Here is a 24612-nt window from a genome sequence, read left to right as displayed (position 1 = left end):
CAGGCCGCTGGCGGGAATGGACGATGCACTCATGAAACGTGCACCTCGAGGGGGTAAAACGCGGCTGAAAAGATCGGACTCAGCAAAGGTAAGCCTCCTGTTGTGAGCGGGCAGCGAGCTGCCGGTTTAATTTGAACAAGCGTTCAAGTTAAACACGGATAGGCACGCAAGGACTAATCGCCGGGCTCGGGGTCGCCTGATTTCGCAGGTTTTAGGAAAGGTCTGATGTGTCGCGGAGGGAATCGTTCAGCGCTAAATAAGCCGATCTCTGTAGCCGCTGCCGAAGGCTGCGCCAAGGCCCGCAGGGCCTGCAAAAGACCCAAGGGCGGCGCCCCTCTCGGGGCGATCGCAGCCTGCGGCAGCGGCTACATGATGCAAGCACTCCGGCTTATTTTTGCGACCCATCGTCATGCTGCAGGTTGGCCTGGGTCAGGTTGCAGCCGGCCGGCACGCTGCGGGTCAGCCAGACGTTGCCGCCGATGGTCGAGCCCTTGCCGATAGTGATGCGCCCGAGGATGGTCGCGCCGGCGTAGATCACCACGTCGTCCTCGACGATCGGATGGCGCGGGTGGCCCTTCTGCAACTGGCCGTCCTCGTCCGCCGGGAAGCGCTTGGCGCCCAGGGTCACCGCCTGGTAGATGCGCACGCGCTCGCCGATGATCGCGGTCTCGCCGATCACCACACCGGTGCCATGGTCGATGAAGAAGCTGCGGCCGATCTGCGCCCCCGGGTGAATGTCGATGCCGGTGGCCGAGTGGGCGATTTCCGCGCTGATCCGCGCCAGCAGCGGCAGGCCGGCGCGATACAGATGGTGGGCCAGGCGATGGTGGATCACCGCCAGGATACCCGGGTAGCACAGCAGCACTTCATCGACGCTGCGCGCCGCCGGGTCGCCATGGTAGGCGGCCAGCACATCGGTATCGAGCAACACCCGCAGCCCCGGCAGGGCCAGGGCGAAATCCTGGATGATGCGGATGGCCCTGGCGTTGACGTCTTCGTCCGCCTCGCCGCTCTGGCGCGCGGCGTAACGCAGTTCCAGGCGGGTCTGGGCGAGCAGTGCATTGAGGGCCGCGTCCAGGGTGTGGCCGACGTAGAAGTCCTCGCTTTCCTCGCGCAGGTCCACCGGGCCCAGGCGCATCGGGAACAAGGCCCCACACAGCGCCTCGAGAATCTCGGCCATGGCCGCGCGCGACGGCAGTTCCCGACCGCCCTGCTCACCACTGACCCGCCCGTTGCGGGTACGCCACTGGTCGCGGGCATCACGCAGTTGACCGACTATGGTCTGCAATTGCCAATGGCTGGAACGCTCGCTCACGATAAGACTCCTCACTCAGGCGGCCGGACGGTCTGGCCGCGTAAACGACGTCACTTTACGGTATGCGTCCCAGGCCAAATTAAGAACTAATTGTGCTGGCCTAAGTACCTTTTGGCATAAGCGATTGACGGTTGCCCCGGTAAATATCGCTGCCTATAGTCCCTGACACCTCTGACAACCTGTGCGGCCTCATGATCAAACGACAGCTCGACCGTTTTAACCGTCTCGACCTGCTGGGCGGCGCCACCGCCCTGGAAAAACTCGAACGCCTGTCCACCTGGCTGGGCCGCGATGTCTACGTCAAGCGCGACGACACCACGCCGCTGGCCATGGGCGGCAACAAGCTGCGCAAACTCGAATACCTGGCCGCCGATGCGCTGGCCCAGGGCGCGGACACCCTGATCACCGCGGGCGCCATCCAGTCCAACCACGTGCGCCAGACCGCGGCCCTGGCCGCCAAGCTCGGCCTGGGCTGCGTCGCCCTGCTGGAAAACCCCATCGGCACCGACGACGGCAATTACCTGGGCAACGGCAACCGCCTGCTGCTCGACCTGTTCGACGCCAAGGTCGAGCTGGTGGAGAACCTGGACAACGCCGACGAGCAGTTGCAGGCCCTGGCCGAGCGCCTGCGCAGCAGCGGCAAGCAGCCGTACCTGGTGCCGATTGGCGGCTCCAACGCCCTCGGCGCGCTGGGTTACGTGCGCGCCGGCCTGGAGCTGGCGGAGCAGATCAACAACAGCGGGCTCGACTTCGCCGCCGTGGTGCTGGCCTCGGGCAGCGCCGGCACCCACAGCGGCCTGGCCCTGGCCTTGAGCGAAGTGTTGCCGCAGTTGCCGGTGATCGGCGTCACCGTATCGCGCACCGACGAAGCGCAACGGCCAAAGGTCCAGGGCCTGGCCGAGCGCACCGCCGAATTGCTCGGGGTGGCGCTGCCGGAGAGCTTCAAGGTGGAGTTGTGGGACGAATATTTCGCCCCGCGTTATGGCGAACCGAATGCCGGCACCCTGGCCGCGGTAAAGCTGCTGGCGAGCCAGGAAGGCCTGCTGCTGGACCCGGTCTACACCGGCAAGGCCATGGCCGGCCTGCTCGACGGCATCGGCCGCCAGCGCTTCGACGACGGCCCGATCATCTTCCTGCACACCGGCGGCGCGCCGGCGCTGTTCGCTTATGCCGGCTCGTTTGCATAACAAATGCCTGTAGCCGCTGGCGCAGCCTGCGCTCGGCGGCGCAGCCGTCGTAAAACCTGCATATGCGGCGTATCGGAAGAGACACGTTCGCCGGATTTGCGCCTGCTACGCAGCCGATCGCAGCCTGCGGCAGCGGCTACAAAGATTGAGAATCTTTATATTTATAAAAAGAATAACAATGTGAATTTATATTATTTTTACATCTATAAGCAGCCACTTATAGTCGCGCCGCAGGCGAATTTGCCGCGAGACGCATACGCTGCATTTAGTGCAGGATAAGGCGCTCGTTCCCGCTCACCGATTGACCTGCATCTCCCAACCGCATCTGCATAAGAAAACACAGGGGCTTGTCATGACTTTTTCCGCACTACGTCGAAATATCCTCGTTGGCTCGCTGGGTCTGGCACTGGGTGCCGGGTTGCTGGGGCAAGCGGTTGCCGGTGAGCAACTGCAGAAGATCAAGGACGCCGGCACCATCAATGTCGGCCTGGAAGGCACTTATCCACCGTTCAGCTACGTCGACGAAAGCGGCAAGCTGGCTGGCTTCGAAGTCGAGTTCTCCGAAGCCCTGGCGCAGAAGCTGGGCGTGAAGGTCAAACTGCAGCCGACCAAGTGGGACGGCATCCTCGCCGCCCTGGAGTCCAAACGCCTGGACGCGGTGATCAACCAGGTGACCATCTCCGATGAGCGCAAGAAGAAATACGACTTCTCCACCCCCTACACCGTTTCCGGCATCCAGGCCCTGACCCAGAAGAAGAACGAAGGCAAGTTCAAGACCGCCGCCGACCTGGCCGGGCACAAGGTCGGTGTCGGCCTGGGCACCAACTACGAACAATGGCTCAAGGACAACGTGCCGCAAGCCATCATCAAGACCTACGACGATGATCCGACCAAGTACCAGGACCTGCGCGTAGGCCGTATCGACGCGATCCTGGTGGACCGCCTGGCCGCCTTCGAGCTGATCAAGAAAACCAACGACACCCTGGCTATTTCCGGCGAGCCCTTCTCCCGCCAGGAAGCCGGCGTGGCCCTGCGCAAAGGCGAACCCGAACTGCTGGCCGCGGTCAACAAGGCAATCGAGGAACTGCGCGCCGACGGCACGCTGAAAAAGCTCTCGGAAAAATACTTCAACGCTGACGTCACTCAATAATGGAAGCAGGTTTTCAGTTCGAACTGTCTTTCCCGCAGTTGAGCCAGCAAATCGCCGAAACCACGCAGCTGTTGCTGAACTCCGCGCCCTTCCTGCTCAAGGGCGCGTATTTCACGGTCATCCTCAGCCTCGGCGGCATGTTCTTCGGATTGGCGCTGGGGTTCGCCCTGGCGCTGATGCGCCTGTCGCGCTTCAAGCTGCTGAGCTGGATCACCCGCGTCTATGTGTCGTTCTTTCGCGGCACGCCGTTGCTGGTGCAACTGTTCGTGATCTATTACGGCCTGCCGCAGCTGGGTATCGAGCTTGACCCACTGCCGGCGGCGCTGATCGGCTTCTCGTTGAACATGGCGGCCTATGCCTGCGAGATCCTGCGCGCGGCCATCGGCTCCATCGAGCGCGGGCAGTGGGAAGCGGCGGCCAGCATTGGCATGACCCGGGCCCAGACCCTGCGCCGGGCGATCCTGCCGCAAGCCATGCGCGCGGCCCTGCCGCCCCTGGGCAACAGCTTTATCTCGCTGGTCAAGGACACGGCCCTGGCCGCCACCATCCAGGTCCCGGAACTGTTCCGCCAGGCACAGCTGATCACCGCCCGGACCTTCGAAGTCTTCACCATGTATCTTGCCGCCGCGCTGATCTACTGGGTTCTGGCCAGCGTGCTGGCGCACCTGCAGAACCGACTGGAAGAGCGGGTCAATCGGCACGACCAGGAGTCCTGAACCCATGATTGTGGTTGAAAAACTGACGAAGCAGTTCAAGGGTCAGACCGTCCTCAATGGCATCGACCTGACGGTGGCGGAAGGCGAGGTGGTCGCCATCATCGGCCCCAGCGGTTCGGGCAAGACCACCTTTTTGCGCTGCCTGAATTTCCTCGAAGAACCTACCAGCGGCCGGATCAAGGTCGGCAACATCGAAATCGATGGCAGCCGCCCGCTGACCCAGCAGCAGGGCCTGGTGCGGCAACTGCGCCAGCAGGTGGGTTTCGTGTTCCAGAACTTCAACCTGTTCCCCCATCGCACCGCGCTGGAAAACGTCATCGAAGGCCCGCTGGTGGTGAAGAAGATGCCCCGCGAACAGGCTCTGGCCCTGGGTCGCGGGCTGCTGGCCAAGGTTGGCCTAGCGGGCAAGGAAGACGCCTATCCGCGGCGCCTCTCCGGCGGCCAGCAACAGCGCGTGGCGATTGCCCGGGCGCTGGCGATGGAGCCGGAAGTGATCCTGTTCGACGAGCCGACCTCGGCCCTCGACCCGGAGCTGGTGGGCGAAGTGCTGGCAACCATCCGCGGCCTGGCCGAGGAGAAGCGCACCATGGTCATCGTCACCCACGAAATGGGCTTCGCCCGCGACGTGGCCAACCGGGTGATCTTCTTCGACAAGGGGGTGATCGTCGAACAGGGCGAAGCCAAGGCGCTGTTCGCCAACCCCAGGGAAGAACGCACCCGGCAATTCCTCAGCAAGTTCCTCACCTCGGGCCATCCCCAGACCTGAGCGGCACCCTCGCTGCCGAGCCCAGGATGGGCTGTGCAGCGAACGCAAACCCGCCGTCACATTCCGCCAGACACATCGCATACACCGGTTTACGACGGCTGCGCCGCCGAGCGCAGGCTACGCCAGCGGCTACAGAAACTGCGTTCCCTTGTAACCACGCGCCCCTGTAGCCGCTGCCGAGCAACGCGAGGCTGCGATCGGTCTGGGCGGCATTCCGACACAGCGGCCGCCAGGCCCGCCACTGCATTGCGCCCGGAAAACCGTATGCCCCCGGTTTTACGACGGCTACGCCGCCGCGCGCAGGCTGCGCCAGCGGCTACAGACCTCAGATCTATCTCCCATTACCCTTCGCCTTTTCCTACCTGCCGTATACGTAAACCCCTTCTATGCATATTCCTAAAAGTTAGTTTATTTAATTTTTATACGCGCATAGGGTATATGCACCGGACCACCGGACATTCTTGAACCCGATTTCGCCGCCCACGGCGCGGCACTTCCAAAGATGTGAGGTAGGTATGGTCCGGAACACAATCACCCCAGTGCAGATCGCCAGGGCATTGCGTGCAGCCAAGGAGTGGCACTGATGTCCAATCTGGCCGATGCAAATGTCCAGAGCGATCTGGATGTCGCCCCCCTGTTGTTGCCCGCACGGGTTCTGCTGAACGACGCAGAAGCCCTTCAAGCCGCCCATGAACTGGCCACCGTCGCCCGCCAGCAGGCGGCCCGGCGCGACCAGCAGCGCAAGCTGCCGTGGGCGGAAATCGAACATTTCACCCGCAGTGGCCTGGGCAGTATTGCCATCCCCCGTGAGTACGGCGGCCCGCAGGTTTCCTTCGTCACCCTGGCCGAAGTCTTCGCGATCATTTCCGCGGCCGACCCGGCCCTGGGACAGATCCCGCAGAACCAGTTCGGCATTCTCAACCTGATCCTCGGCAGCGCCACCGAACGGCAGAAAAAGCAGCTGTTCCAGAGCGTGCTGGAAGGCTGGCGCATCGGTAACGCCGGCCCGGAACGCGGGACCAAAAACACCCTGGAACTCAAGGCGCGGATCACCGCCGACGGCGACGGTTGCCTGCTCAATGGCCAGAAGTTCTATTCCACCGGCGCCCTGTTCGCCCACTGGGTGGCGGTCAAGGCGCTGAACGACGACGGCAAGCAGGTCCTGGCCTTCGTCCGGCGCGGCACGCCGGGGCTGCGCATCGTCGACGACTGGTCGGGCTTCGGCCAGCGCACCACCGCCAGCGGCACCATTTTGCTCAACAACGTGCGGGTCGATGCCGACCTGGTGGTGGACAACTGGCGCATCAACGAATCGCCGAATATCCAGGGCGCGGTGTCGCAGCTGATCCAGGCGGCCATCGACGCCGGCATCGCCCGCGCCGCCATCGACGACGCCATCAGCTTCGTGCGTGAACGCTCGCGGCCGTGGGTCGACGCCAACGTCGAACGGGCCAGCGACGACCTGTATGTGATCGCCGATATCGGCAAGCTGAAAATCGAACTGCACGCCGCCGAGGCCCTGCTGCGCAAGGCCGGCCAGGTGCTGGACCAGGTCAGCGCCGCGCCGATCAGCGCCGAGTCCGCGGCCCGCGCCTCGATCGCCGTGGCCGAAGCCAAGGTGCTGACCACCGAGATCTCCCTGCTGGCCAGCGAGAAACTCTTCGAGCTGGCCGGCAGCCGCGCCACCCTCGCCGAGTTCAACCTCGACCGGCACTGGCGCAACGCCCGGGTTCACACCCTGCACGATCCGGTGCGCTGGAAATACCACGCCGTCGGCACCTATCACCTGAACGGCACCCTGCCGGCTCGCCATTCCTGGATTTAAGCGACCAGATCTCTGGAGAAGTACATGACTCTTTCTCAACACGTCGCGGTCATAACCAGCGATGAGCAAGCCCTGATCGTCGCCAGCGACCTGGCCGAGGATTTCAAGCGCGACAGCGCCCTGCGCGACCGCGAACGCCGCCTGCCCCACCCCGAACTCGAAGCCTTTTCCCGCTCCGGCCTGTGGGGCATCAGCGTGCCCAGGGAATACGGCGGCGCCGGTGTGTCCAACGTCACCCTGGCCAAGGTCATCGCCCTGATCGCCCAGGCCGACGGCTCCCTGGGGCAGATCCCGCAGAACCATTTCTACGCCCTCGAAGTGCTGCGGGTGAACGGCAGCGAGGCGCAGAAAAAACGCCTGTACGCCGAGGTCCTGGCCGGCCAGCGCTTCGGCAATGCCCTGGCCGAGCTGGGCACCAAGACCGCCCACGACCGCACCACTCGCCTGACCCGGGATGTGCAGGACGGACGCGACGGCTATCGCATCAACGGTCGCAAGTTCTATTCCACCGGCGCCCTCTATGCCCAGCGCATCCCCACCTCGGTGGTGGATGAACAGGGCGTGCAGCAACTGGCCTTTGTCCCGGCGGGCAGCCAGGGCCTGAACGTGATCGACGACTGGAGCGGCTTCGGCCAGCGCACCACCGGCAGCGGCTCGGTGGTGTTCGAGGAGGTGTTCGTCGCCGCCGAGGACGTGATTCCCTTTCAGAGCGCCTTCGAGCGCCCGACCACCGTCGGCCCGCTGGCGCAGATTCTCCACGCAGCCATCGACACCGGTATCGCCCGCGCCGCCTATGAGGACGCCCTGCATTTCGTGCGCACCAAGACCCGGCCGTGGATCGACTCCGGCAACGACAAGGCCAGCGAAGACCCACTGACCCTCAAGAGCTTCGGTCACCTGAGCATTCGCCTGCACGCCACCGAGGCGTTGCTGGAGCGTTCCGGGGAGTTCCTCGACGCGGCCCAGGCCGAGCCCAACGCCGAGACCGTGGCCGCCGCGTCCATCGCGGTCGCCGAGGCCCGCGCCATCAGCACCGAAATATCCCTGGCCGCCGGCAGCACCCTGTTCGAGCTGGCCGGCAGCCAGGCGACCCTGGCCGAACACGGCCTGGACCGTCACTGGCGCAACGCCCGGGTGCACACCCTGCACGACCCTGTGCGCTGGAAGTACCACGCGGTGGGCAACTACTACCTCAACCAGACGAACCCGCCACTGCGGGGGACTATCTGATGAGTGCTCTGGAGAAAGGCAAAAAAAAGATCCTGCTCAATGCCTTCAACATGAACTGCATCGGGCACATCAACCACGGCCTGTGGACCCACCCACGGGACACCTCGACCCAGTACAAGACTATCGAGTACTGGACCGAGCTGGCGCAGCTGCTGGAGCGCGGACTGTTCGACGGGCTGTTCATCGCCGACATCGTCGGGGTCTACGACGTCTACCAGAACTCGGTGGACGTGACGCTCAAGGAGTCGATCCAGCTGCCGGTCAACGACCCGCTGCTGCTGGTTTCGGCCATGGCCGCGGTGACCCGCAACCTCGGCTTCGGCCTCACCGCCAACCTCACCTACGAGCCGCCGTACCTGTTCGCCCGGCGCATGTCGACACTGGACCACCTGAGCCGCGGCCGGGTCGGCTGGAACATCGTCACCGGCTACCTCGACAGCGCCGCCAAGGCCATGGGCTTGAGCGAACAGGCCGAGCACGACCGGCGCTACGACCAGGCCGACGAATACCTGGAAGTGCTCTACAAGCTTTGGGAAGGCAGCTGGGAAAACGACGCGGTGATCAACGACCGCGAACAGCGGATCTACGCCCGACCGGAGAAGGTGCACAAGGTCGAGCACAAGGGCGAGTTCTATCAGGTCGAGGGCTATCACCTATGCGAACCCTCGCCGCAGCGCACGCCGGTGCTGTTCCAGGCCGGCAGTTCCGATCGCGGCCTGCTGTTCGCCGGGCGCCACGCCGAATGCGTGTTCATCAGCGGGCAGAACAAAGCCTCGACCCGCGCCCAGGTGGACAAGGTCCGCGCCAGCGCCGTGGCGGCCGGGCGCAATCCCGAGGACATCAAGGTGTTCATGGGGCTCAACGTGATAGTCGCCGCGACCGAGGAGCTGGCCTGGAAGAAACACGCCGAATACCGCAGCTACGCCAGCGCCGAAGCCGGAGTGGCGCATTTCTCGGCGTCCACCGCCATCGACTTTTCCCAGTACGAGATCGACGAACCGATCCAGTACGTGAAGAGCAACGCCATCCAGTCGGCCACCAAGAACCTGCAGAACAACGACTGGACCCGACGCAAGCTGCTCGACCAGCACGCCCTGGGCGGGCGCTACATCACCGTGGTCGGCTCGCCGCAACAGGTGGCCGACGACCTCGAATCCTGGATCGCCGAGACTGGCCTGGACGGCTTCAACCTGACCCGCATCGTCACCCCGGAAAGTTATGCCGACTTCATCGACCTGGTGATCCCCGAGCTGCAACGCCGCGGCTCGTACAAGACCGCCTACGACAACGGCACCCTGCGCGAAAAGCTGTTCCAGCGCGAGGCGCAATTACCGGAGCAACACAGCGGATCCACCTATCGCCACTAACCCTGTAGCCGCTGCCGCAGGCTGCGATAAGGCCCGAAGGGCCTTCCAGCGATCTCAAGAGCATGTCCTCTTCGCACGGAATGCCGCCCAGACCGATAGCAGCCTGCGGCAGCGGCTACAGGTCACCCGAATATCTAACGCACTGACTGGAACCAAAACCATGAAAAGCAAACGCCTCAGTCACCCAGTCAAAGCACTGGCCCTCGCCCTCGGACTGTTCGCCAGCGCGGTATTCGCCGCCGACGCGCCGCTGAAAGTCGGCACCACCGCCGCCTTCGCCATCCCCCTGGAGGCCGCCGTCGAAGAGGCCGGCAAACAGGGCCTGAAGGTCGAGCTGGTGGAGTTCAGCGACTGGATCGCGCCGAACGTCAGCCTGGCCGCCGGCGATATCGACGTGAACTACTTCCAGCACATCCCGTTCCTGGAAAACGCCAAGGCCGCCGCCGGTTTCGACCTGGTGCCGTTCGCCCCGGGGATCATCAACAACGTCGGCCTGTACTCGAAAAAATACAAAAGCTTCGACGAGCTGCCCGAAGGCGCCACGGTGGCCATCGCCAACGACCCGATCAACAGCGGCCGCGGCTTGCAGCTGCTGGCCAAGGCCGGCCTGATCAGCCTCAAGCCGGGGGTCGGCTACAAGGCCACCGAGGACGACATTGTCGCCAACCCGAAAAAGCTGAAGATCCTCCAGGTCGAGGCCGTGCAACTGGTACGCGCCTATGACGACGCCGACCTGGTGCAGGGCTACCCGGCCTATATCCGCCTGGCCAAGACCTTCGATGCCAGTTCGGCACTGCTGTTCGACGGCCTCGACCACAAGGAATACGTGATCCAGTTCGTGATCCAGCCCAAGAGCAAGACCGACCCGCGGCTGATCAAGTTCGTCGATATCTACCAGCATTCGCCGGCGGTGCGCGCCGCCCTGGACAAAGCCCACGGCAAGCTCTACCAAGCCGGCTGGGAAGGTTGAGATGAGCGTCGCCTACCTTGCGCACAAGTCGCCGAACCAGCCGCCCGAACAGCGGCAGGACGCGCAGCAGACCGAGCTGCATCCAGAACTGAACCAGGCCCACGTGCGCTTCATCGGCCTGACCAAGACCTACCAGGGTCAGCAAGGCCCGGTGCAGGCCCTGCACGGGATCGACCTGGCGATCCAGCGCGGCGAAGTGTTCGGCATCATCGGCCGCAGCGGCGCCGGCAAGTCGTCGCTGATCCGCACCATCAACCGCCTGGAACAGCCTTCGGGCGGCCGGGTGCTGATCGATCAGGTGGACATCGGCGACTTCGACGAAGACCGCCTGGTGGAGCTGCGCCGGCGCATCGGCATGATCTTCCAGCACTTCAACCTGATGTCGGCCAAGACCGTGTGGCAGAACGTCGAGCTGCCGCTGAAGGTGGCCGGCGTGCCCAAGGAACAGCGCGAGCGCAAGGTCCGCGAACTGCTGGAACTGGTGGGCCTGAAAGACAAGCACAAGGCCTACCCGGCGCAGCTCTCGGGCGGGCAGAAACAGCGGGTGGGCATCGCCAGGGCGCTGGTCCACGACCCGGCGATCCTGCTGTGCGACGAGGCCACCTCGGCGCTGGACCCGGAGACCACCCAGTCGATCCTCGGCCTGCTCAAACAGATCAACCAGCGCCTGGGCCTGACCATCATCCTGATCACCCACGAGATGGCGGTGATCCGCGATATCTGCGACCGAGTGGTGGTGCTCGAGCATGGGCATATCGTCGAGCAGGGGCCGGTCTGGGAAGTGTTCGGCAACCCGCAGCACGAGGTCAGCAAGACCCTGCTGGCGCCCTTGCAGCACGGCTTGCCAGAAGAGTTGCAAAACCGCCTGCAGGCCCAGCCGAAGTCTTCCGACGCGGCGGTGGTGTTACGCGTGCGGTTCACCGGCAGGAGCAGCGACGAGCCGGACCTGGCCGCGCTGTTCGGCACCCTGGGCGGGCGCGTGCGGCTGCTGCACGGCGGCGTGGAGCGGATCCAGGGGCATGCCCTGGGGCAATTGCTGCTGGCGGTCAGCGGCTCGTCCCTGGGCGCCGAGGAGCAACGTTTGCGCGCGCAGCACTTTTTGCACAAGCAATGGACACAACAGGTAGAGGTGCTGGGTTATGTGGTTTGATCGCTTGCTCCAGGGCGTTATCGATACCTTCCTGATGGTCGGCGTGTCGTCGCTGATCGCGCTGCTGGCGGGCATTCCGCTGGCGGTGATCTTGGTCACCAGCGGCAAGGGCGGGATCTATGAAGCGCCCAGGCTGAACAGCGTGCTGGGGGCCTTCGTCAACCTGTTCCGCTCGATCCCGTTCCTGATCCTGATGGTGGCGCTGATCCCCTTCACCCGGCTGATCGTCGGCACCACCTACGGCGTCTGGGCGGCCGTGGTGCCACTGACCATCGCCGCCACGCCGTTCTTCGCGCGGATCGCCGAGGTCAGCCTGCGCGAGGTCGACCACGGCCTGATCGAAGCCGCCCAGGCCATGGGCTGCCGGCGCTGGCACATTGTCTGGCATGTGCTGTTGCCCGAGGCGCTGCCGGGCATCGTCGGCGGCTTCACCATCACCCTGGTGACCATGATCAACTCCTCGGCCATGGCCGGGGCCATCGGCGCCGGTGGCCTGGGGGACATCGCCTATCGCTACGGCTACCAGCGTTTCGACAGCCAGATCATGCTCACGGTGATCGTGCTGCTGGTGATCCTGGTGGCGGCGATCCAGCTCGGCGGCGACCGCCTGGCGCGGGTGCTCAACAAGCGCTGAGAAACGCCACCTTCGTTGTGACGAATAACCTGTAGCCGCTGCCGCAGGCTGCGATAAGGCCCGAAGGACCTTCGAGGCCTTCAAGAGCACGTCCTCTTCGAGGCCGATCGCAGACTTCGGCAGCGGCTACAGGACGGTTTCGGCCGTGGGCATGGGGTATATTCAGCCTCATATCCCCAGCCAACGAATCCCGCCATGAAACTCGCCCCCACCGACCTCGACCAGATCACCTCCACCACCCTGGGTCACTACAACCAGGTGGCCGAAGATTTCCGCGAAGGCACCCGCGACCACGATGTCAGCCAGAACATCGATGCGCTGCTTCGACATATCCAGGGCACGGCGCCCTTCACCCTGCTGGACTTCGGCTGCGGTCCCGGGCGCGACCTGCAAACCTTCACGCGCCTGGGTCATATCGCGGTCGGCCTCGACGGCTCCGAGCGTTTTGCCCAGATGGCCCGGGACGACAGCGGCTGCGAGGTCTGGCAGCAGGACTTTCTCAAGCTCGACCTGCCCGCCGAGCGCTTCGACGGCATCTTCGCCAACGCCGTGCTGTTTCATATCCCCTCGCAGGAGTTGCCGCGGGTGCTGCGCCAACTGCACGCCACGCTGAAACCCAGCGGCGTGCTGTTCAGCTCCAACCCGCGCGGCGACAACCGCGAAGGCTGGAACGGTGCGCGTTATGGCGCCTACCACGACCTGGCGGCCTGGCAGCAATTGCTCACCGCGGCGGGGTTTGTCGAGCTGGAGCATTACTACCGGCCCGCCGGCCTGCCGCGGGAGCAGCAGCCGTGGCTGGCGAGCGTGTGGCGCAAGGCTTGAGCCTGCGTCGTTATTGAGCCTTTTTCGCGAGCACGCTCGCTCCTACAGATTGAACACATTCCCCTGTAGGAGCAGCCGGTCGACGCTCGATTGCTCGCGATAGCGGTCCTCAGGCTGCCTCCTTCTTCGGCTCCTTGATCTTGTACCAGGCCACATACAGCGCCGGCAGGAACAGCAGCGTCAGCAGGGTGGCGACGATGATGCCGCCGATCATGGCGTAGGCCATCGGCCCCCAGAACACTTCCCGAGCGATGGGGATCATGCCCAGGCTGGCCGCCGCGGCGGTCAGCAGGATCGGCCGGCGCCGGTGCTCGGTGGCTTGCACCACCGCATCCCAGGGTGAATACCCGGCGTGCTCGAACTCATCGATCTGGGTCACCAGGATCACCGAGTTGCGGATGATGATGCCGATCAGCGCGAGAATCCCGAGGATCGCCACAAAGCCCATGGGCGTGCCCGTCGGCACCAGGGCCAGGACCACGCCGATCAGCCCCAGGGGCGCGACGCTGGCCACCAGGAACAGCTTCTGCACGCTGTGCAGCTGGATCATCAGGAAAGTCGCCATGAGGAACAGCATCAACGGCACCACCTTGGCGATCGGCCCCTGGGCCTTGCCGCTCTCCTCCACCGTACCGCCGGTGGCCACCGAATAACCGACCGGCAGGCTGGCGGCGAACTTGTCGATGTCGGGCTTGAGCAACCTGACCAGGTCGGTCGGCTGGATTTCATCACGCACCGAGGCCTTGATGGTGATGGTCGGCTTGCGGTCACGGCGCCAGACCAGCGGCTGCTCCAGTTCGTAACGCACGGTGGCGAAGGCCAGCAGCGGAATCGAGGTGCCGTTGGGGTTGACGATCTGCAGGTTCTGCAGGGTTTCCGGGGAACCACGCTCGTTGTCGTCGGCCCGGCCGACCACGTTGATCAGGTAGATGTCGTCATGCACCTGGGTCACGGTGGAGCCACTGACGATGCTGTTCATCAACTGCGCCACGTCCTCCGAAGACAGCCCCAACTGGCGGGCCTTGTCCTGGGCGATGTCGATGCGCAGCACTTTGCCCGGCTCGTTCCAGTCGTAGATGATCTCGCCGATGTGCGCGTTCTTGTCCAGTTCGGTGGCCAGCTCGATGGCGTGCTTGCGCACCTGGTCGATGTCCTTGCCGCTGACCCGGTACTGGATCGGCCGCCCCACCGGCGGGCCCATTTCCAGGGCCTGGACGTAGCTGCCGATGCCGACGAAGTCGTCGCGCAGGCGTTTTTTCAGGCGTTCGGTCAGCGCCGTGCGCGACTCCAGGCCCTTGCTGACGATCACCAGCTGCGCGTAGTAGGGGTTTTGCAGTTGCTGGTCCAGCGGCAGGTAGAAACGGATCGCGCCTTCGCCGATGTAAGTGCTCCAGCGCACGATGTCCGGATCGTCCTTGAGGGTCGCCTCCAGGCGATCCACCGCCATGCGGGTCTCGGCGATCGAGGCGCTCTGCGGCAGGTTGAGGTCGACGAGAATCTCCGGCCGATCCGAGGACGGGAAGAACTGGTTCTGCACGAAGCGCATGCCGACCACCGACAGCACGAACGCCAGGACGGTGATACCGATGGCCCACCAGCGGTTGCGCATGGCCCACAGCAGGCCGCCGTTGAAGGCGCGGCCGATGCGGCCCGGCTCCTCGGAATGGGGCTTCACATGGGTGCTGAGGATATGCACGCCGATCACCGGGGCGAACAGCACGGCGACTATCCACGACACCAGCATGGCCACGGCGATCACCGCGAACAGGGTGAAGGTGTACTCGCCGGCGGAACTGGCGTTGAGGCCGATGGGCACGAAGCCGGCGACCGTCACCAGGGTCCCGGTGAGCATCGGGAAGGCCGTGGAGGTGTAGGCGAAGGTCGCCGCCTGCTCCTTGCTCTCGCCCATCTCCAGGCGCGTGACCATCATCTCCACGGTGATCATCGCGTCGTCCACCAGAAGGCCCAGGGCGATGATCAACGCACCGAGGGAAATCCGCTGCATGGTGATGCCGCTGTATTCCATGAAGACGAAGACCATCGCCAGCACCAACGGGATCGAGCACGCCACCACCAGCCCGGCGCGCACGCCCAGGCTGACGAAACTCACCACCAGCACGATCACCACCGCCTCGAACAGCGCGCTGGTAAAGCCGCCGACGGCTTTTTCCACCACCTCGGCCTGGTCCGACACCGTGTGTACGCCTACGCCCACCGGCAGCTCGGCGGTGAGCTGGTCCATCTTGGCGTGCAGGGCCTTGCCGAAGTCCTGGATGTTGCCGCCCTTCTTCATGGCGATCGCCAGGCCGATGGCCGGCTGGCCGTTGAAACGGAACTGCGGCGTCGAAGGATCGACGTAGCCGCGGCTGATCTCGGCGATATCCGCCAGGCGATAGAAGCGCTCGTTGAGCCGCAGGTTGACCGTGGCCAGGTCTTTCTCGGAAGCGAACTGCCCCGAGGTGCGCACGGAAATCCGCTCCGGCCCGGCCTCGATCACCCCGGCCGGGGTCACCGCATTCTGCGATTGCAGGCTCTGCAGGACCTGGCGCTGGTCGATGCCCAGCGCCGCCAGCTTGCGTGTGGAGAAGTTCAGGTAGATGACTTCGTCCTGCTCGCCGACCATTTCCACCTTGCCCAGGTTCGGCACCTCGCGGACCTCGGCGCGCACCTGCTCCACGTAGTCGCGCAGCTGGCGCATGCTCAGGCCGTCGGCGGTAAAGGCGTAGACCGAGCCGAACACGTCACCGAATTCGTCGTTGAACCCCGGCCCTTGCAGGCCCTGGGGGAAGTCGCCGCGAATGTCGTTGATCTTCTTGCGCACCTGGTACCAGATTTCGGGAATGTCCTTGCCGCTGGTGGTGTCGCGCAGGTAAACGAACACCGTCGACTCGCCGGGGCGGGTGTAGCTTTTCACGTAGTCGAGGGAGTCCAGCTCTTCGAGTTTTTTCTCGATGCGGTCGGTGACCTGCTTGAGGGTTTCCTCCTGGGTCGCGCCCGGCCAGCGGGTCTGGATGACCATGGTCTTGATGGTGAAGGACGGGTCTTCCTCGCGCCCCAGGTTCATGTAGGAGAACACGCCCATCAGCAGGGCGACGAACATCAGGTACCAGACGAACGACTGATGCCTGATGGCCCACTCGGATAAATTGAAGCTCCCTTTTGTGGCCGGCGTCATCGTGGGCTGCCCTCGTCGATTTTGACTTTCTGCCCCGGTTTGAGGCTGTTCACTCCGGCGCTCACCACCCGCTCGCCGATTTTGATCCCGCTGCCGATCAATGCCGAATCATGGTCCCGGCTGAGCACCGTGACCTCGCGCGGCGCCACGGTCTGCGCCTGCGGGTCGACGATCCAGACCCGGGTCTGGCCGTCCACTTCCTGCAGGGCCGACAGCGGCACCTCGGTGCGCGGGACGATGGCGGAGCTGAGGGTCACGCTGATGGCCGTGCCGAGGCGGAACGCTTCGGGGGTTTCGGTGAGGGTCAGGCGCGAGCGCCGGGTGCGGGTGGCGCTCTGCGCCTGGGGTTCGATTTCACGCACGATGGCGGTGGTGTTGATGCTCGGGTCCAGCTGCGAGGCGACCTTGAACACCACGTCGGCCGGCAACTGGTCCACCAGCGTCGCCGGCAGGTCGATCACCGCTTCCTTGATGTCCGGACGGGCCAGGGTCACCACCTGCTGGCCAGCGCTGACCACCTGGCCGGCCTCGGCATTCCAGGCGGTGACCACGCCGCCGTGATCGGTGCGCAGCTCGCTGTAGGCGAGTTGGTCGCGGGCCTGGCTGACCGCGGCCCTGGCCTGGTCCAACGAAGCGCGGGTGGTTTTCAGGTCGGTCTGGGCGATATCCAGCTGCGCCTGGGCGCCGACGCCACGGTCGAACAATTGCTGCTGGCGCCGGGCGTTGGCCTGGGCATTGATCCATTGCGCCTCGATCCGGGCCAGGTCGCCCTGGGCGGAACGCAACTGGTTCTGCTGGTCGGTGGGGTCGAGGGTGGCAAGCAAGGCGCCCTTGCCTACCTCGGCGCCGACGTCGACGTTACGATTGGCGATGCGCCCCGGCACCCGGAAACCGAGGTTGGTTTCATAGCGGGCCTGGATGCTCCCGGCGAACCGCCCGAGGCTTTCCTCGGACTCGGCGCGCACCTCGAACGACAGCACCGGGCGCACCGGCTCGGGCGCCGGTTCTTCCTTGGAGCAGGCGCCCAGCGTCAGGCCGGCGCACAACAGCAGGGACAGGCGCTTCATGGCTGGGCTCCTTGGGTGCCGGTCTCGGCAACGATCTCGACGAGCATCCCCGGGTGCAGCAACTGGCCGCCGGCGATCACCACTTTTTCGCCGCCCTTGAGGCCGTCGCTGATGATCACCTTGCCGGTCTGGTAACGCCCCACCGTGACGGTGTGCAGGGTAGCCTTGCCGTCCTCGCCCACCAGCCATACGGCCGGCTCGTTGAGGTTCTTGGTCAGCGCCGCCCAGGGCAGCTCGACACTGGCCTGGCCGGCCGCGTGGGCGCTGGCGCTGACCACCGAGCCCAGGTCCATGCCCGCCGGCAGGCCGTCGAGGGCCACCTTGACCTGCACCGTGCCGCTCTGCGCCGACACCACCGGGGTGACTTCACGCACCTTGCCGGTGGTCTTGATGTTCGGGTTGTCCAGCAGGCTGACGGTGATCGCGCCTTGCTTCGGCGGGGCCACCAGCAGCGATTCGTAGACGTTGAACACGGCGTCGCGCTCGCCGTCGCGGGCCAGGCTGTAGATCGGCACCGTGGCCTGCACCACCTGGCCGACTTCGGCCTGGCGCGCGGTGATCACCCCCGGCGCGTCGGCGATCAGCGCGGTGTAGCTCAGTTGCTCGCGGGCGTTGGCCAACTGCGCCTGGGCCGCGCTCAGGGCGCTCTGGCTGCTACGCAGCGCCGCCTGGGCGGCATCGTATTCGCTCTGGCTGGTATAGCCCTTGGGCAGGAGTTTCTGCTGGCGGACGAAGGCCGCGCTGGTCTGCTTGACCCGCGCCTGCTCGGCGAACACCGAGGCGGCGGCGGAATCGACATTGGTCTGCAGGTCTTTCGGGTCGAGCCGGGCCAGGACCTGTCTGGCCGTGACCCGGTCGCCGACGTCGACCAGGCGCTGGATGATCTTGCCGCCGACGCGGAACGACAACTCGGTCTGCACCCGCGCCTGCACATCGCCGGTCAGGGTCACCTGCGCGGCGAAATCGCGGGTCTGCACCTGCTGCACGCGCACCCGCGGCCGCTCCTTTTCGCTCGGTTTTTCCGCGCCACAACCGCTCAGTAGAGCAGCCAGCATCAAACCCACTATCCACTTCGATTCGAGACCAGCCATGCAGGCTCCTTGGCGCGACGCCATCGTACAGGTGACGATACGACTGTGAGCTTAGAACAGGGTTCCACTGCTGCACGCAAGGGGATCACAAACCCTGTAGCCGCTGCCGCAGGCTGCGATCGAGCGCAACGCGGGCGCTGCTTTAGCGAACGCAGGAAGTCCTGGGGAGCTGTCGCGGCGGCTACACAATCGGCACCAATCAGGCACACTGCGCCTCCATGCACAAGGAGCCCCGGCATGCTCAAGACCCTGGCAGTGGCCAATTACCGCTCGATCAACAAACTGGTGATTCCGCTGCAGCGGCTGAACCTGATCACCGGCCCCAACGGCAGCGGCAAGTCCAACCTGTACAAGGCCCTGCGCCTGCTGGCGGAAACCGCCCAGGGCGGGGTAGTCAACGCGCTGGCCAGCGAAGGCGGCCTGGAGTCGACCTTCTGGGCCGGGCCGGAACAGATCAGCCGGCGCATGAGCCGTGGCGAGGTGGCGATCCAGGGCGGGCCACGCAAAACCGTCAAGCGCCTGCAACTGGGCTTTGCCGGCGAGGACTTCGGTTACTCGATCGGCCTGGGGCTGCCGGACTCGAGCGGCCATTTCATGCTGCCCGGGCACAGCACACCGATTCCGTCGCGCTTCACCCTCGACCCGCGGATCAAGCGCGAGAGCATCTGGAGCGGGCCGGTGTATCGCCCGGCCAGCGTGCTGGTGGATCGCCAGGGGCCGATGGTGCGGGCACGCCAGGGGCGGCAGTGGGAAGTCCTGGCGCAGCACACCTCCAGCGGCGACAGCCTGTTCGACCAGGTCGGCAACCTGCGTTCATCGCCCGAGGTTCTGCATTTGCGCGAGCAGATTCGCGGCTGGCGTTTTTACGATCACTTCCGTACCGACAGCCAGGCCCCCGCGCGCCGGCCACAGCTGGGCACGCGCACGCCGGTGCTGCACCACGACGGCCGCGACCTGGCGGCGGCGTTGCAGACCATCATCGAGGTCGGCGATCAGCAGGCGCTGCGCGAAACCATCAGCGACGCCTTTCCGGGTTCGCGGCTGGAGATTGATGCCGTGCCGGGCGGGCTGTTCGGCGTGCAGTTCTATCAGGACGGTCTGCTGCGGCCACTGTCGGCGGCGGAGTTGTCGGACGGCACCCTGCGCTACCTGCTGCTGGTCGCCGCCCTGCTGACGCCACGGCCACCGACGCTGATGGTGCTCAACGAACCGGAAACCAGCCTGCACCCGGACCTGCTGCCGGCCTTGGCGCGCCTGATCATTCGCGCCTCGCAGCAGTGCCAGGTGTGGGTGGTGTCCCATGCCAGCCGGTTGATCGCGGCGTTGCAGCAACACCCGGAGTGCAACTGCATCGTGCTGGAGAAAAATTTTGGCCAGACCGAAATCGTCGGCCAGGGGATGCTCGACGAACCGGCGTGGTATTGGCCGGATTGAGCGGCCTCAAAAACATCGCGGGCAAGAACCAGGCGTCGCCCCTGCTCCTACGGGGAGCAATGCTTACCGGCATGGTCGCATGCAATCCCTGTAGCCGTTGCCGCAGGCTGCGATCGACCCGGGCCGCGTTCGGAGAACGGTCGCAGCGGTTTCAAGGTCGCCGAGGTCCTTCGGACCTATCGCAGCCTGCGGCAGCGGCTACAGGGGCTCAGGCACAGACTGTCACCCCTGCCACTTGCCGCCTTCGACAATCACGCTTTCAGGCTTGGTGTCGTCGCTCAGTTCCTTGCGCACGTACTGGTCGTAGAGCTTGAGCAGGTACTTGTCCTCGCCCAGCTTGGCCAGCTCGGCGTTGACCCAGTCACGCAGTTCGATATTGCCCTTCTTCACCGCCGGCGCGATCGGCGCCTGCTCCCCCAGGGGCTGCGGCAGTACGCGGTAACCCGGGTTCTGCTTGGACCAGCTGAACAGGATCAGGTTGTCCTGGGCATAGGCATCGCCGCGGCCGTTGGCCAGGGCTTGCAGGGACTCGGAGTTCTTCTCGAACTTGAGCAGTTTCCAGTCCGGGTGGTTCTTGGTCAGCCAGATATCGGCGGTGGTGCCGGTGGTGACGATGGTGGTACGGGTCGCCAGGTCATTCAGGCTCTTCACTTCGCTGTCATCAGGCACCAGGGCCTGCACCGCAACCTTGAGGTTGGGGTTGGTGAACTCCACCGCTTCCTTGCGCTCCGGGGTGACGGTCATGTTGGCCAGGATCAGGTCGACCTTGTCGCTCTGCAGGAACGGAATACGGCTGGCCGGTTCCACCGCGACGAACTCCACCTTGTTCTCGTCGCCCAGCAGGTCCTTGGCGAATTGCCGCCCGATATCGGTATCGAAGCCCACGTAGCGGCCGGTCTCATCGACGAAACCGAACGGCGGCTTGTCGGTGAACACGCCGACGATCAGCTTGTCGCGGGCCTTGATCTTGTCCAGGTAGCCGGCCGCCGGGGCAGCGCTGGTGCTGGCCGCGGGCTTGGGCGCTTCGGCGGATTTATCGCAGCCGGCCAGCAGGGCGAGGCCGAACAGCGGGAGTAGCAGTAGCGAAGACTTGGCAGTTTTCATAAGAGCTCCAGTTCCTTTGCAGGGATCTTTTTTGGCAGTGTTTCAACGAAGGAGAATTTCTCCAGGAACTGCTGCGCTCGTGCGCTCCGCGGGTTCGTAAAGAAGATCTCGGGAGGGTGCTGTTCGAGGATGCGCCCGGCATCCATGAACACGATGCGGTCGGCCACCGCGCGAGCGAAGGCCATTTCGTGGGTGACAATCAACAGGGTCATGCCGTCCCGGGCCAGGCCCTGGATCACTTGCAGCACCTCCTTGACCATCTCCGGGTCCAGCGCCGCGGTGACCTCGTCGAACAGCATCACCTGCGGGTTCATGCACAACGAACGGACGATGGCGATGCGTTGCTGCTGGCCGCCGGAGAGCTGGCGCGGGAAGGCATCGCGCTTGTCCGAAAGGCCTACCCGCTCCAACAGCGCCTCGGCCTGGGCGCGGGCTTCGCGGCGGTCGCGTTTCTGCACCTTGAGCGGGCCGAGCAGGATGTTGTCGAGCACGCTCATGTGCGGGAACAGGTGGTAGCTCTGGAACACCATGCCAATGTCCTGGCGCACCTGGCGCCAGTCGGTGGCCGGGTCCAGCAGCTCTTGGCCGGCGAATCTCAGGTGGCCGCCGTGGGCTTTTTCCAGGCCGTTGAGGCAGCGCAGCAAGGTGGACTTGCCGCAGCCGCTGGGGCCGAGAATCACCACCACTTCGCCCTGGGCGACCTTGAGGTCGATGTCCTTGAGCACCTGCTGCTCGCCGAAAAACTTGTTGAAACCCTGGAACTCGATCAGTGCGCTCATGCTTGCGTCCAGCGCCGCTCCAGCACGCGCGAGGCGGCCGACAGCGGGTAGCAGATAAAGAAGAAAAACAGGAACAGGGCGCCGTAGATCAGCACCGACTCGTAGGTGCGCTCGATGATCTGCTGGCCGACCTTGATCACGTCCACCACGCCGATCAGCACCGCCAGCGAGCTGGTCTTGATGATCCGCGTGTAGACGTTAATGGTCGGCGGCGTCATGCGTTTCAGCGCCTGGGGCAGCAGCACGTAGCCATACAGCTGCGGGTCGGACAGGCCGATCGACAGCCCCGCTTCGCGCTGACCACGGGGCAGCGAATGCAGGGCGCCGCGCACCACCTCGCCGACTTCGCTGGCGCCCCACAGCGACAGCACCAGCACCGCGCAGGTGAAGCTCGGGATGCTGATGCCGAAGAAGATCGGGAAACCGAAGAACAGCAGGTACAGCCAGACCAGCACCGGGATCGCCCGGAACAGCTCCAGGTAGATGCGCAGCACGGCGTTCAACCATTTGCGCTCGAGGGTCCGCAGCACGCCATAGAGCACGCCGCCAACGGTGCTGAAGGCGATGCTCAGCAGGGAGATCGATAACGTCTGCGCGGCGCCCTTGCCCAGTTGCGGCAAGGACACCCAGAGCAGTTCAAGACCCGAACTGGCCATGTTGCAGCCTCCTTTCCAGACGGCTGAGCAACAGCGACAGCGGCAAGAACAGCAGCACGCAGATCAGCGTGAGCACGGCGAGCATTTCGTAGGTCTTGTAGTAGAGGGCGATGTAGCTCTTGGTGGTGTAGAGAATCTCCGGCACCGCCACCGCCGAGACCACGGTGGTTTCCTTGAGCAGGAAAATGAAATTGGCGAACAGCGACGGCAGGCTGAGGATCCCGGCCTGCGGCAGGATCACGTAGCGCAGCAGCTGCCAGTGCGACAGGCCGATGGAGCGCCCCGACTCCAGCTGGGCCGTCGGCACCGCTTCGACGCCGGCGCGCAGCACCTCGGTGAGGTAGGCGCCGCCGAGAAAGGTCATGGTGATGATCGCCGCGGCGAACCCGGAAATCTTCAGCCCCAGCGCCGGCAGGGCGAAGTAGACGAAGAACAGCTGGATCAGCAGCGGGGTGTTGCGCGCCAGCTCCACGTACAGCCCGATCAGGCGCTGCAGGTAGGGGGTGCGGAACACCAGGATGGTGGCGTTGATCAGGGCCACCAGCAGGGAGGTGGCAATGGCGATCAGGCCGACCTGCAAGGTCACGCCCACGGCCTTGAGGAAGGCCGGCAGCGTACTGAGGATAAAAGCGTAGTCGAGGGTCATGGCAATCCTGGACGCCGCTGGGGTACAGCGGCGGTGGTGCAGTCCATTGGGCGGTGGGTAACCACCCGGCAGGCATCGACTTTAAAGCTATAAAAACAATAATTTAAATACCGTTAAAGCATATTGATATCACTCAAAAAACTAACCTGCGGGGGTTTGCCATGCGCGCCTGAGCCGGCTACTTTTCTGACGCCGTAAGGGATCTTTCTGATTCCAAGGAACGGACAAGCGGCCCCCGACTTCAACGGGCCAGACATGTACATGGACGATAAGAACAATGACCGACCTCAATACCCCGCAACCTCTCGATCCGCAGGACATCGTCAAATGGCTGAAGGCCCTGTGCCGGGCCATGAAGCCTTCCTGAGCAAAATCCCTGCATCGTCGATTGCCCGCGCTTGCGTCCTTACTGATACGCCGCAGCGCCTGGTCGCGAGCATGCTTCGCTCCTACAGAAGCAAGGGGGAATTCGTTCTTGCGGGGAGGCGTACTGCGGGCAATAAAAAACGCCGACGCTGTAGAAGCCATCGGCGTTTAAACCTTGAAGGGGTTTGTACGACTTAAGCGTAGTCCATCAGAAGGCAGGCAATACCGCGCCGCTATATTTCTTCGCGATGAATTCTTTCACTTGCGGGCTGGTCAGGGCCTTGGCCAGTTTCTGGATGGCGGCGCTGTCCTTGTTGTCCGGGCGGGCCACCAGGAAGTTCACGTAAGGCGAATCGGCGCCCTCGATCACCAGCGCATCCTTGGCCGGGTTCAGGCCGGCTTCCAGGGCGTAGTTGGTGTTGATCATGTCCAGGTCGACCTGGTCCAGCACGCGCGGCAGCAGGGCCGACTCCAGTTCCTTGAACTTGAAGTTGTGCGGGTTCTTGGCGATGTCTTTCGGGGTCGCCAGGGCGTTTTTCGGGTCCTTGAGCTCGATCAGGCCGGCCTTCTGCAGCAGGATCAGGGCCCGGCCGCTGTTGCTGCCTTCGTTCGGAATGGCGATGGTCGCGCCGTCTTTCAGCTCGGCCAGGGTTTTGACTTTCTTCGAGTAGCCGCCGAACGGTTCGACGTGCACGCCAACCACGGTCACCAGGTTAGTGCCTTTGCCTTCGTTGAAGCTCTTGAGGTACGGCAGGGTCTGGAAGTAGTTGGCGTCCAGACGCTTCTGATCGACCTGCACGTTCGGCTGCACGTAGTCGGTGAAGACTTTGATTTCCAGGTCCACGCCTTCCTTGGCCAGGGTCGGCTTGATCAGCTCGAGGATCTCGGCGTGCGGCACCGGCGTGGCCGCCACCACCAGTTTCTCGCCAGCCTGGGCCAGACCGGCAGTCAGGGCAGCCGCCAGTGCGGTGAACAACAGAACCTTTTTCATGCAGTGTCCTTATGAGTCGTCAGTGACGACGGCTTTTGTAATGAAGGTGCCAGCGAAGTGCTATCTCTGGCGTGGAGCGGACAATACCGGGATTTTTTATGCCTTAACAATATCTTTTATTCACGTTGATATTCCATTTTGTTCATACACAATCGGGCCGCTCTAGCCCGC

General features: G+C 64.3%; 21 protein-coding genes. 12 read left to right on the top strand and 9 right to left on the bottom strand.

Features of this window, described 5'->3' with window-relative positions; translation table 11 throughout:
- Nucleotides 1–388: 388 nt before the first annotated feature.
- Nucleotides 389–1315: a serine O-acetyltransferase EpsC gene (gene epsC / locus CRO75_RS00715; RefSeq protein ID WP_009041677.1), complete on the bottom strand. Its 927-nt coding sequence runs from the start codon at nucleotides 1313–1315 to the stop codon at nucleotides 389–391.
- A 191-nt stretch (nucleotides 1316–1506) separates the two neighbouring features.
- Here epsC and CRO75_RS00710 point away from each other — a divergent pair, with 191 nt between their 5' ends.
- The 11 genes from CRO75_RS00710 to CRO75_RS00660 all read left to right on the top strand — a co-directional run bounded on the left by CRO75_RS00710 (nucleotide 1507) and on the right by CRO75_RS00660 (nucleotide 13132).
- A complete protein-coding gene (locus CRO75_RS00710) occupies nucleotides 1507–2502 on the top strand; it encodes a D-cysteine desulfhydrase (protein WP_062824010.1) in 996 nt (331 codons plus the stop codon).
- A 352-nt stretch (nucleotides 2503–2854) separates the two neighbouring features.
- Nucleotides 2855–3652 carry a cystine ABC transporter substrate-binding protein gene (gene tcyJ, locus CRO75_RS00705; protein ID WP_097134153.1) on the top strand — a complete coding sequence of 266 codons (798 nt, stop codon included), beginning with the start codon at nucleotides 2855–2857 and terminating at the stop codon, nucleotides 3650–3652.
- Between the two features lie 50 nt (nucleotides 3653–3702).
- Complete coding sequence (gene tcyL / locus CRO75_RS00700; protein WP_097134313.1) at nucleotides 3703–4368, top strand: cystine ABC transporter permease; 666 nt, start codon at nucleotides 3703–3705, stop codon at nucleotides 4366–4368.
- A 4-nt stretch (nucleotides 4369–4372) separates the two neighbouring features.
- Nucleotides 4373–5134 carry an L-cystine ABC transporter ATP-binding protein TcyN gene (gene tcyN, locus CRO75_RS00695; RefSeq protein ID WP_097134152.1) on the top strand — a complete coding sequence of 254 codons (762 nt, stop codon included), beginning with the start codon at nucleotides 4373–4375 and terminating at the stop codon, nucleotides 5132–5134.
- Between the two features lie 583 nt (nucleotides 5135–5717).
- Nucleotides 5718–6959, top strand: a complete 1242-nt coding sequence (locus CRO75_RS00690) for an SfnB family sulfur acquisition oxidoreductase (protein ID WP_097134151.1) — start codon at nucleotides 5718–5720, stop codon at nucleotides 6957–6959.
- A 24-nt stretch (nucleotides 6960–6983) separates the two neighbouring features.
- Entirely contained in the window at nucleotides 6984–8189 is a 1206-nt protein-coding gene (locus CRO75_RS00685) for an SfnB family sulfur acquisition oxidoreductase (protein ID WP_097134150.1), read from the top strand.
- Nucleotides 8189–9556 (top strand): LLM class flavin-dependent oxidoreductase, encoded by a 1368-nt coding sequence (locus tag CRO75_RS00680; protein WP_097134149.1) that lies wholly within the window; start codon nucleotides 8189–8191, stop codon nucleotides 9554–9556. Before CRO75_RS00685 ends, CRO75_RS00680 begins: the two co-directional genes overlap by 1 nt.
- A 160-nt stretch (nucleotides 9557–9716) precedes the next feature.
- Nucleotides 9717–10526: a MetQ/NlpA family ABC transporter substrate-binding protein gene (locus CRO75_RS00675; RefSeq protein ID WP_009041670.1), complete on the top strand. Its 810-nt coding sequence runs from the start codon at nucleotides 9717–9719 to the stop codon at nucleotides 10524–10526.
- 1 nt (nucleotide 10527) lies between these two features.
- Nucleotides 10528–11676: an ATP-binding cassette domain-containing protein gene (locus CRO75_RS00670; RefSeq protein ID WP_085533346.1), complete on the top strand. Its 1149-nt coding sequence runs from the start codon at nucleotides 10528–10530 to the stop codon at nucleotides 11674–11676.
- Entirely contained in the window at nucleotides 11666–12310 is a 645-nt protein-coding gene (locus CRO75_RS00665) for a methionine ABC transporter permease (protein WP_007925318.1), read from the top strand. The genes CRO75_RS00670 and CRO75_RS00665 overlap by 11 nt, the downstream gene beginning before the upstream one ends.
- A gap of 195 nt (nucleotides 12311–12505) precedes the next feature.
- On the top strand, nucleotides 12506–13132 hold the full coding sequence (locus tag CRO75_RS00660; protein ID WP_097134148.1) for a class I SAM-dependent methyltransferase: 627 nt from the start codon (nucleotides 12506–12508) through the stop codon (nucleotides 13130–13132).
- A 109-nt stretch (nucleotides 13133–13241) separates the two neighbouring features.
- On the opposite strand, the gene CRO75_RS00655 is transcribed toward CRO75_RS00660, so the two are convergent.
- The 3 genes from CRO75_RS00655 to CRO75_RS00645 are packed head-to-tail and all read right to left on the bottom strand — an operon-like array spanning nucleotide 13242 to nucleotide 18465.
- On the bottom strand, nucleotides 13242–16307 hold the full coding sequence (locus CRO75_RS00655; protein ID WP_097134147.1) for an efflux RND transporter permease subunit: 3066 nt from the start codon (nucleotides 16305–16307) through the stop codon (nucleotides 13242–13244).
- Nucleotides 16304–17374 carry an efflux RND transporter periplasmic adaptor subunit gene (locus CRO75_RS00650; RefSeq protein WP_092418910.1) on the bottom strand — a complete coding sequence of 357 codons (1071 nt, stop codon included), beginning with the start codon at nucleotides 17372–17374 and terminating at the stop codon, nucleotides 16304–16306. Before CRO75_RS00650 ends, CRO75_RS00655 begins: the two co-directional genes overlap by 4 nt.
- Entirely contained in the window at nucleotides 17371–18465 is a 1095-nt protein-coding gene (locus CRO75_RS00645; RefSeq protein WP_085533342.1) for an efflux RND transporter periplasmic adaptor subunit, read from the bottom strand. Before CRO75_RS00645 ends, CRO75_RS00650 begins: the two co-directional genes overlap by 4 nt.
- 237 nt (nucleotides 18466–18702) lie before the next feature.
- On the opposite strand from CRO75_RS00645, the gene CRO75_RS00640 reads away from it, so the two are divergent.
- The gene (locus tag CRO75_RS00640; protein WP_053259241.1) at nucleotides 18703–19899 is read left to right on the top strand and encodes an AAA family ATPase; all 1197 of its coding nucleotides are present in this window, start codon (nucleotides 18703–18705) and stop codon (nucleotides 19897–19899) included.
- A 222-nt stretch (nucleotides 19900–20121) separates the two neighbouring features.
- Here the strand turns inward: CRO75_RS00640 and CRO75_RS00635 are convergent, their stop codons facing one another.
- The 5 genes from CRO75_RS00635 to CRO75_RS00615 all read right to left on the bottom strand — a co-directional run bounded on the left by CRO75_RS00635 (nucleotide 20122) and on the right by CRO75_RS00615 (nucleotide 24441).
- Nucleotides 20122–21003, bottom strand: a complete 882-nt coding sequence (locus CRO75_RS00635; RefSeq protein WP_097134146.1) for a transporter substrate-binding domain-containing protein — start codon at nucleotides 21001–21003, stop codon at nucleotides 20122–20124.
- Nucleotides 21000–21782 carry an amino acid ABC transporter ATP-binding protein gene (locus CRO75_RS00630; RefSeq protein ID WP_009041663.1) on the bottom strand — a complete coding sequence of 261 codons (783 nt, stop codon included), beginning with the start codon at nucleotides 21780–21782 and terminating at the stop codon, nucleotides 21000–21002. The genes CRO75_RS00635 and CRO75_RS00630 overlap by 4 nt, the downstream gene beginning before the upstream one ends.
- Nucleotides 21779–22438 (bottom strand): amino acid ABC transporter permease, encoded by a 660-nt coding sequence (locus CRO75_RS00625; RefSeq protein WP_062824021.1) that lies wholly within the window; start codon nucleotides 22436–22438, stop codon nucleotides 21779–21781. Before CRO75_RS00625 ends, CRO75_RS00630 begins: the two co-directional genes overlap by 4 nt.
- Nucleotides 22419–23084, bottom strand: coding sequence for an amino acid ABC transporter permease (locus tag CRO75_RS00620; protein ID WP_007925334.1), 666 nt, complete (start codon nucleotides 23082–23084; stop codon nucleotides 22419–22421). Before CRO75_RS00620 ends, CRO75_RS00625 begins: the two co-directional genes overlap by 20 nt.
- A 574-nt stretch (nucleotides 23085–23658) precedes the next feature.
- A complete protein-coding gene (locus CRO75_RS00615) occupies nucleotides 23659–24441 on the bottom strand; it encodes a MetQ/NlpA family ABC transporter substrate-binding protein (RefSeq protein WP_007925335.1) in 783 nt (260 codons plus the stop codon).
- Between the last annotated feature and the right edge of the window lie 171 nt (nucleotides 24442–24612).

Source organism: Pseudomonas sp. LAMO17WK12:I10, assembly GCF_900215185.1.
Taxonomy (GTDB): Bacteria; Pseudomonadota; Gammaproteobacteria; order Pseudomonadales; family Pseudomonadaceae; genus Aquipseudomonas; species Aquipseudomonas chlororaphis.
This window is presented reverse-complemented; position numbering and strand designations above follow the sequence as displayed.

What these genes read in the sequence shown, in the direction of transcription:
- CRO75_RS00655 (WP_097134147.1), bottom strand. Translation starts at nt 16,307, where the DNA reads ATGACGCCGGCCACAAAAGGGAGCTTCAATTTATCCGAGTGGGCCATC.
- CRO75_RS00685 (WP_097134150.1), top strand. Translation starts at nt 6,984, where the DNA reads ATGACTCTTTCTCAACACGTCGCGGTCATAACCAGCGATGAGCAAGCC.
- CRO75_RS00625 (WP_062824021.1), bottom strand. Translation starts at nt 22,438, where the DNA reads ATGGCCAGTTCGGGTCTTGAACTGCTCTGGGTGTCCTTGCCGCAACTG.
- tcyJ (WP_097134153.1), top strand. Translation starts at nt 2,855, where the DNA reads ATGACTTTTTCCGCACTACGTCGAAATATCCTCGTTGGCTCGCTGGGT.
- CRO75_RS00645 (WP_085533342.1), bottom strand. Translation starts at nt 18,465, where the DNA reads ATGGCTGGTCTCGAATCGAAGTGGATAGTGGGTTTGATGCTGGCTGCT.
- CRO75_RS00680 (WP_097134149.1), top strand. Translation starts at nt 8,189, where the DNA reads ATGAGTGCTCTGGAGAAAGGCAAAAAAAAGATCCTGCTCAATGCCTTC.
- CRO75_RS00660 (WP_097134148.1), top strand. Translation starts at nt 12,506, where the DNA reads ATGAAACTCGCCCCCACCGACCTCGACCAGATCACCTCCACCACCCTG.
- tcyN (WP_097134152.1), top strand. Translation starts at nt 4,373, where the DNA reads ATGATTGTGGTTGAAAAACTGACGAAGCAGTTCAAGGGTCAGACCGTC.
- CRO75_RS00690 (WP_097134151.1), top strand. Translation starts at nt 5,718, where the DNA reads ATGTCCAATCTGGCCGATGCAAATGTCCAGAGCGATCTGGATGTCGCC.
- CRO75_RS00640 (WP_053259241.1), top strand. Translation starts at nt 18,703, where the DNA reads ATGCTCAAGACCCTGGCAGTGGCCAATTACCGCTCGATCAACAAACTG.
- CRO75_RS00630 (WP_009041663.1), bottom strand. Translation starts at nt 21,782, where the DNA reads ATGAGCGCACTGATCGAGTTCCAGGGTTTCAACAAGTTTTTCGGCGAG.
- CRO75_RS00615 (WP_007925335.1), bottom strand. Translation starts at nt 24,441, where the DNA reads ATGAAAAAGGTTCTGTTGTTCACCGCACTGGCGGCTGCCCTGACTGCC.
- CRO75_RS00675 (WP_009041670.1), top strand. Translation starts at nt 9,717, where the DNA reads ATGAAAAGCAAACGCCTCAGTCACCCAGTCAAAGCACTGGCCCTCGCC.
- CRO75_RS00650 (WP_092418910.1), bottom strand. Translation starts at nt 17,374, where the DNA reads ATGAAGCGCCTGTCCCTGCTGTTGTGCGCCGGCCTGACGCTGGGCGCC.
- CRO75_RS00665 (WP_007925318.1), top strand. Translation starts at nt 11,666, where the DNA reads ATGTGGTTTGATCGCTTGCTCCAGGGCGTTATCGATACCTTCCTGATG.
- CRO75_RS00710 (WP_062824010.1), top strand. Translation starts at nt 1,507, where the DNA reads ATGATCAAACGACAGCTCGACCGTTTTAACCGTCTCGACCTGCTGGGC.
- CRO75_RS00620 (WP_007925334.1), bottom strand. Translation starts at nt 23,084, where the DNA reads ATGACCCTCGACTACGCTTTTATCCTCAGTACGCTGCCGGCCTTCCTC.
- CRO75_RS00635 (WP_097134146.1), bottom strand. Translation starts at nt 21,003, where the DNA reads ATGAAAACTGCCAAGTCTTCGCTACTGCTACTCCCGCTGTTCGGCCTC.
- CRO75_RS00670 (WP_085533346.1), top strand. Translation starts at nt 10,528, where the DNA reads ATGAGCGTCGCCTACCTTGCGCACAAGTCGCCGAACCAGCCGCCCGAA.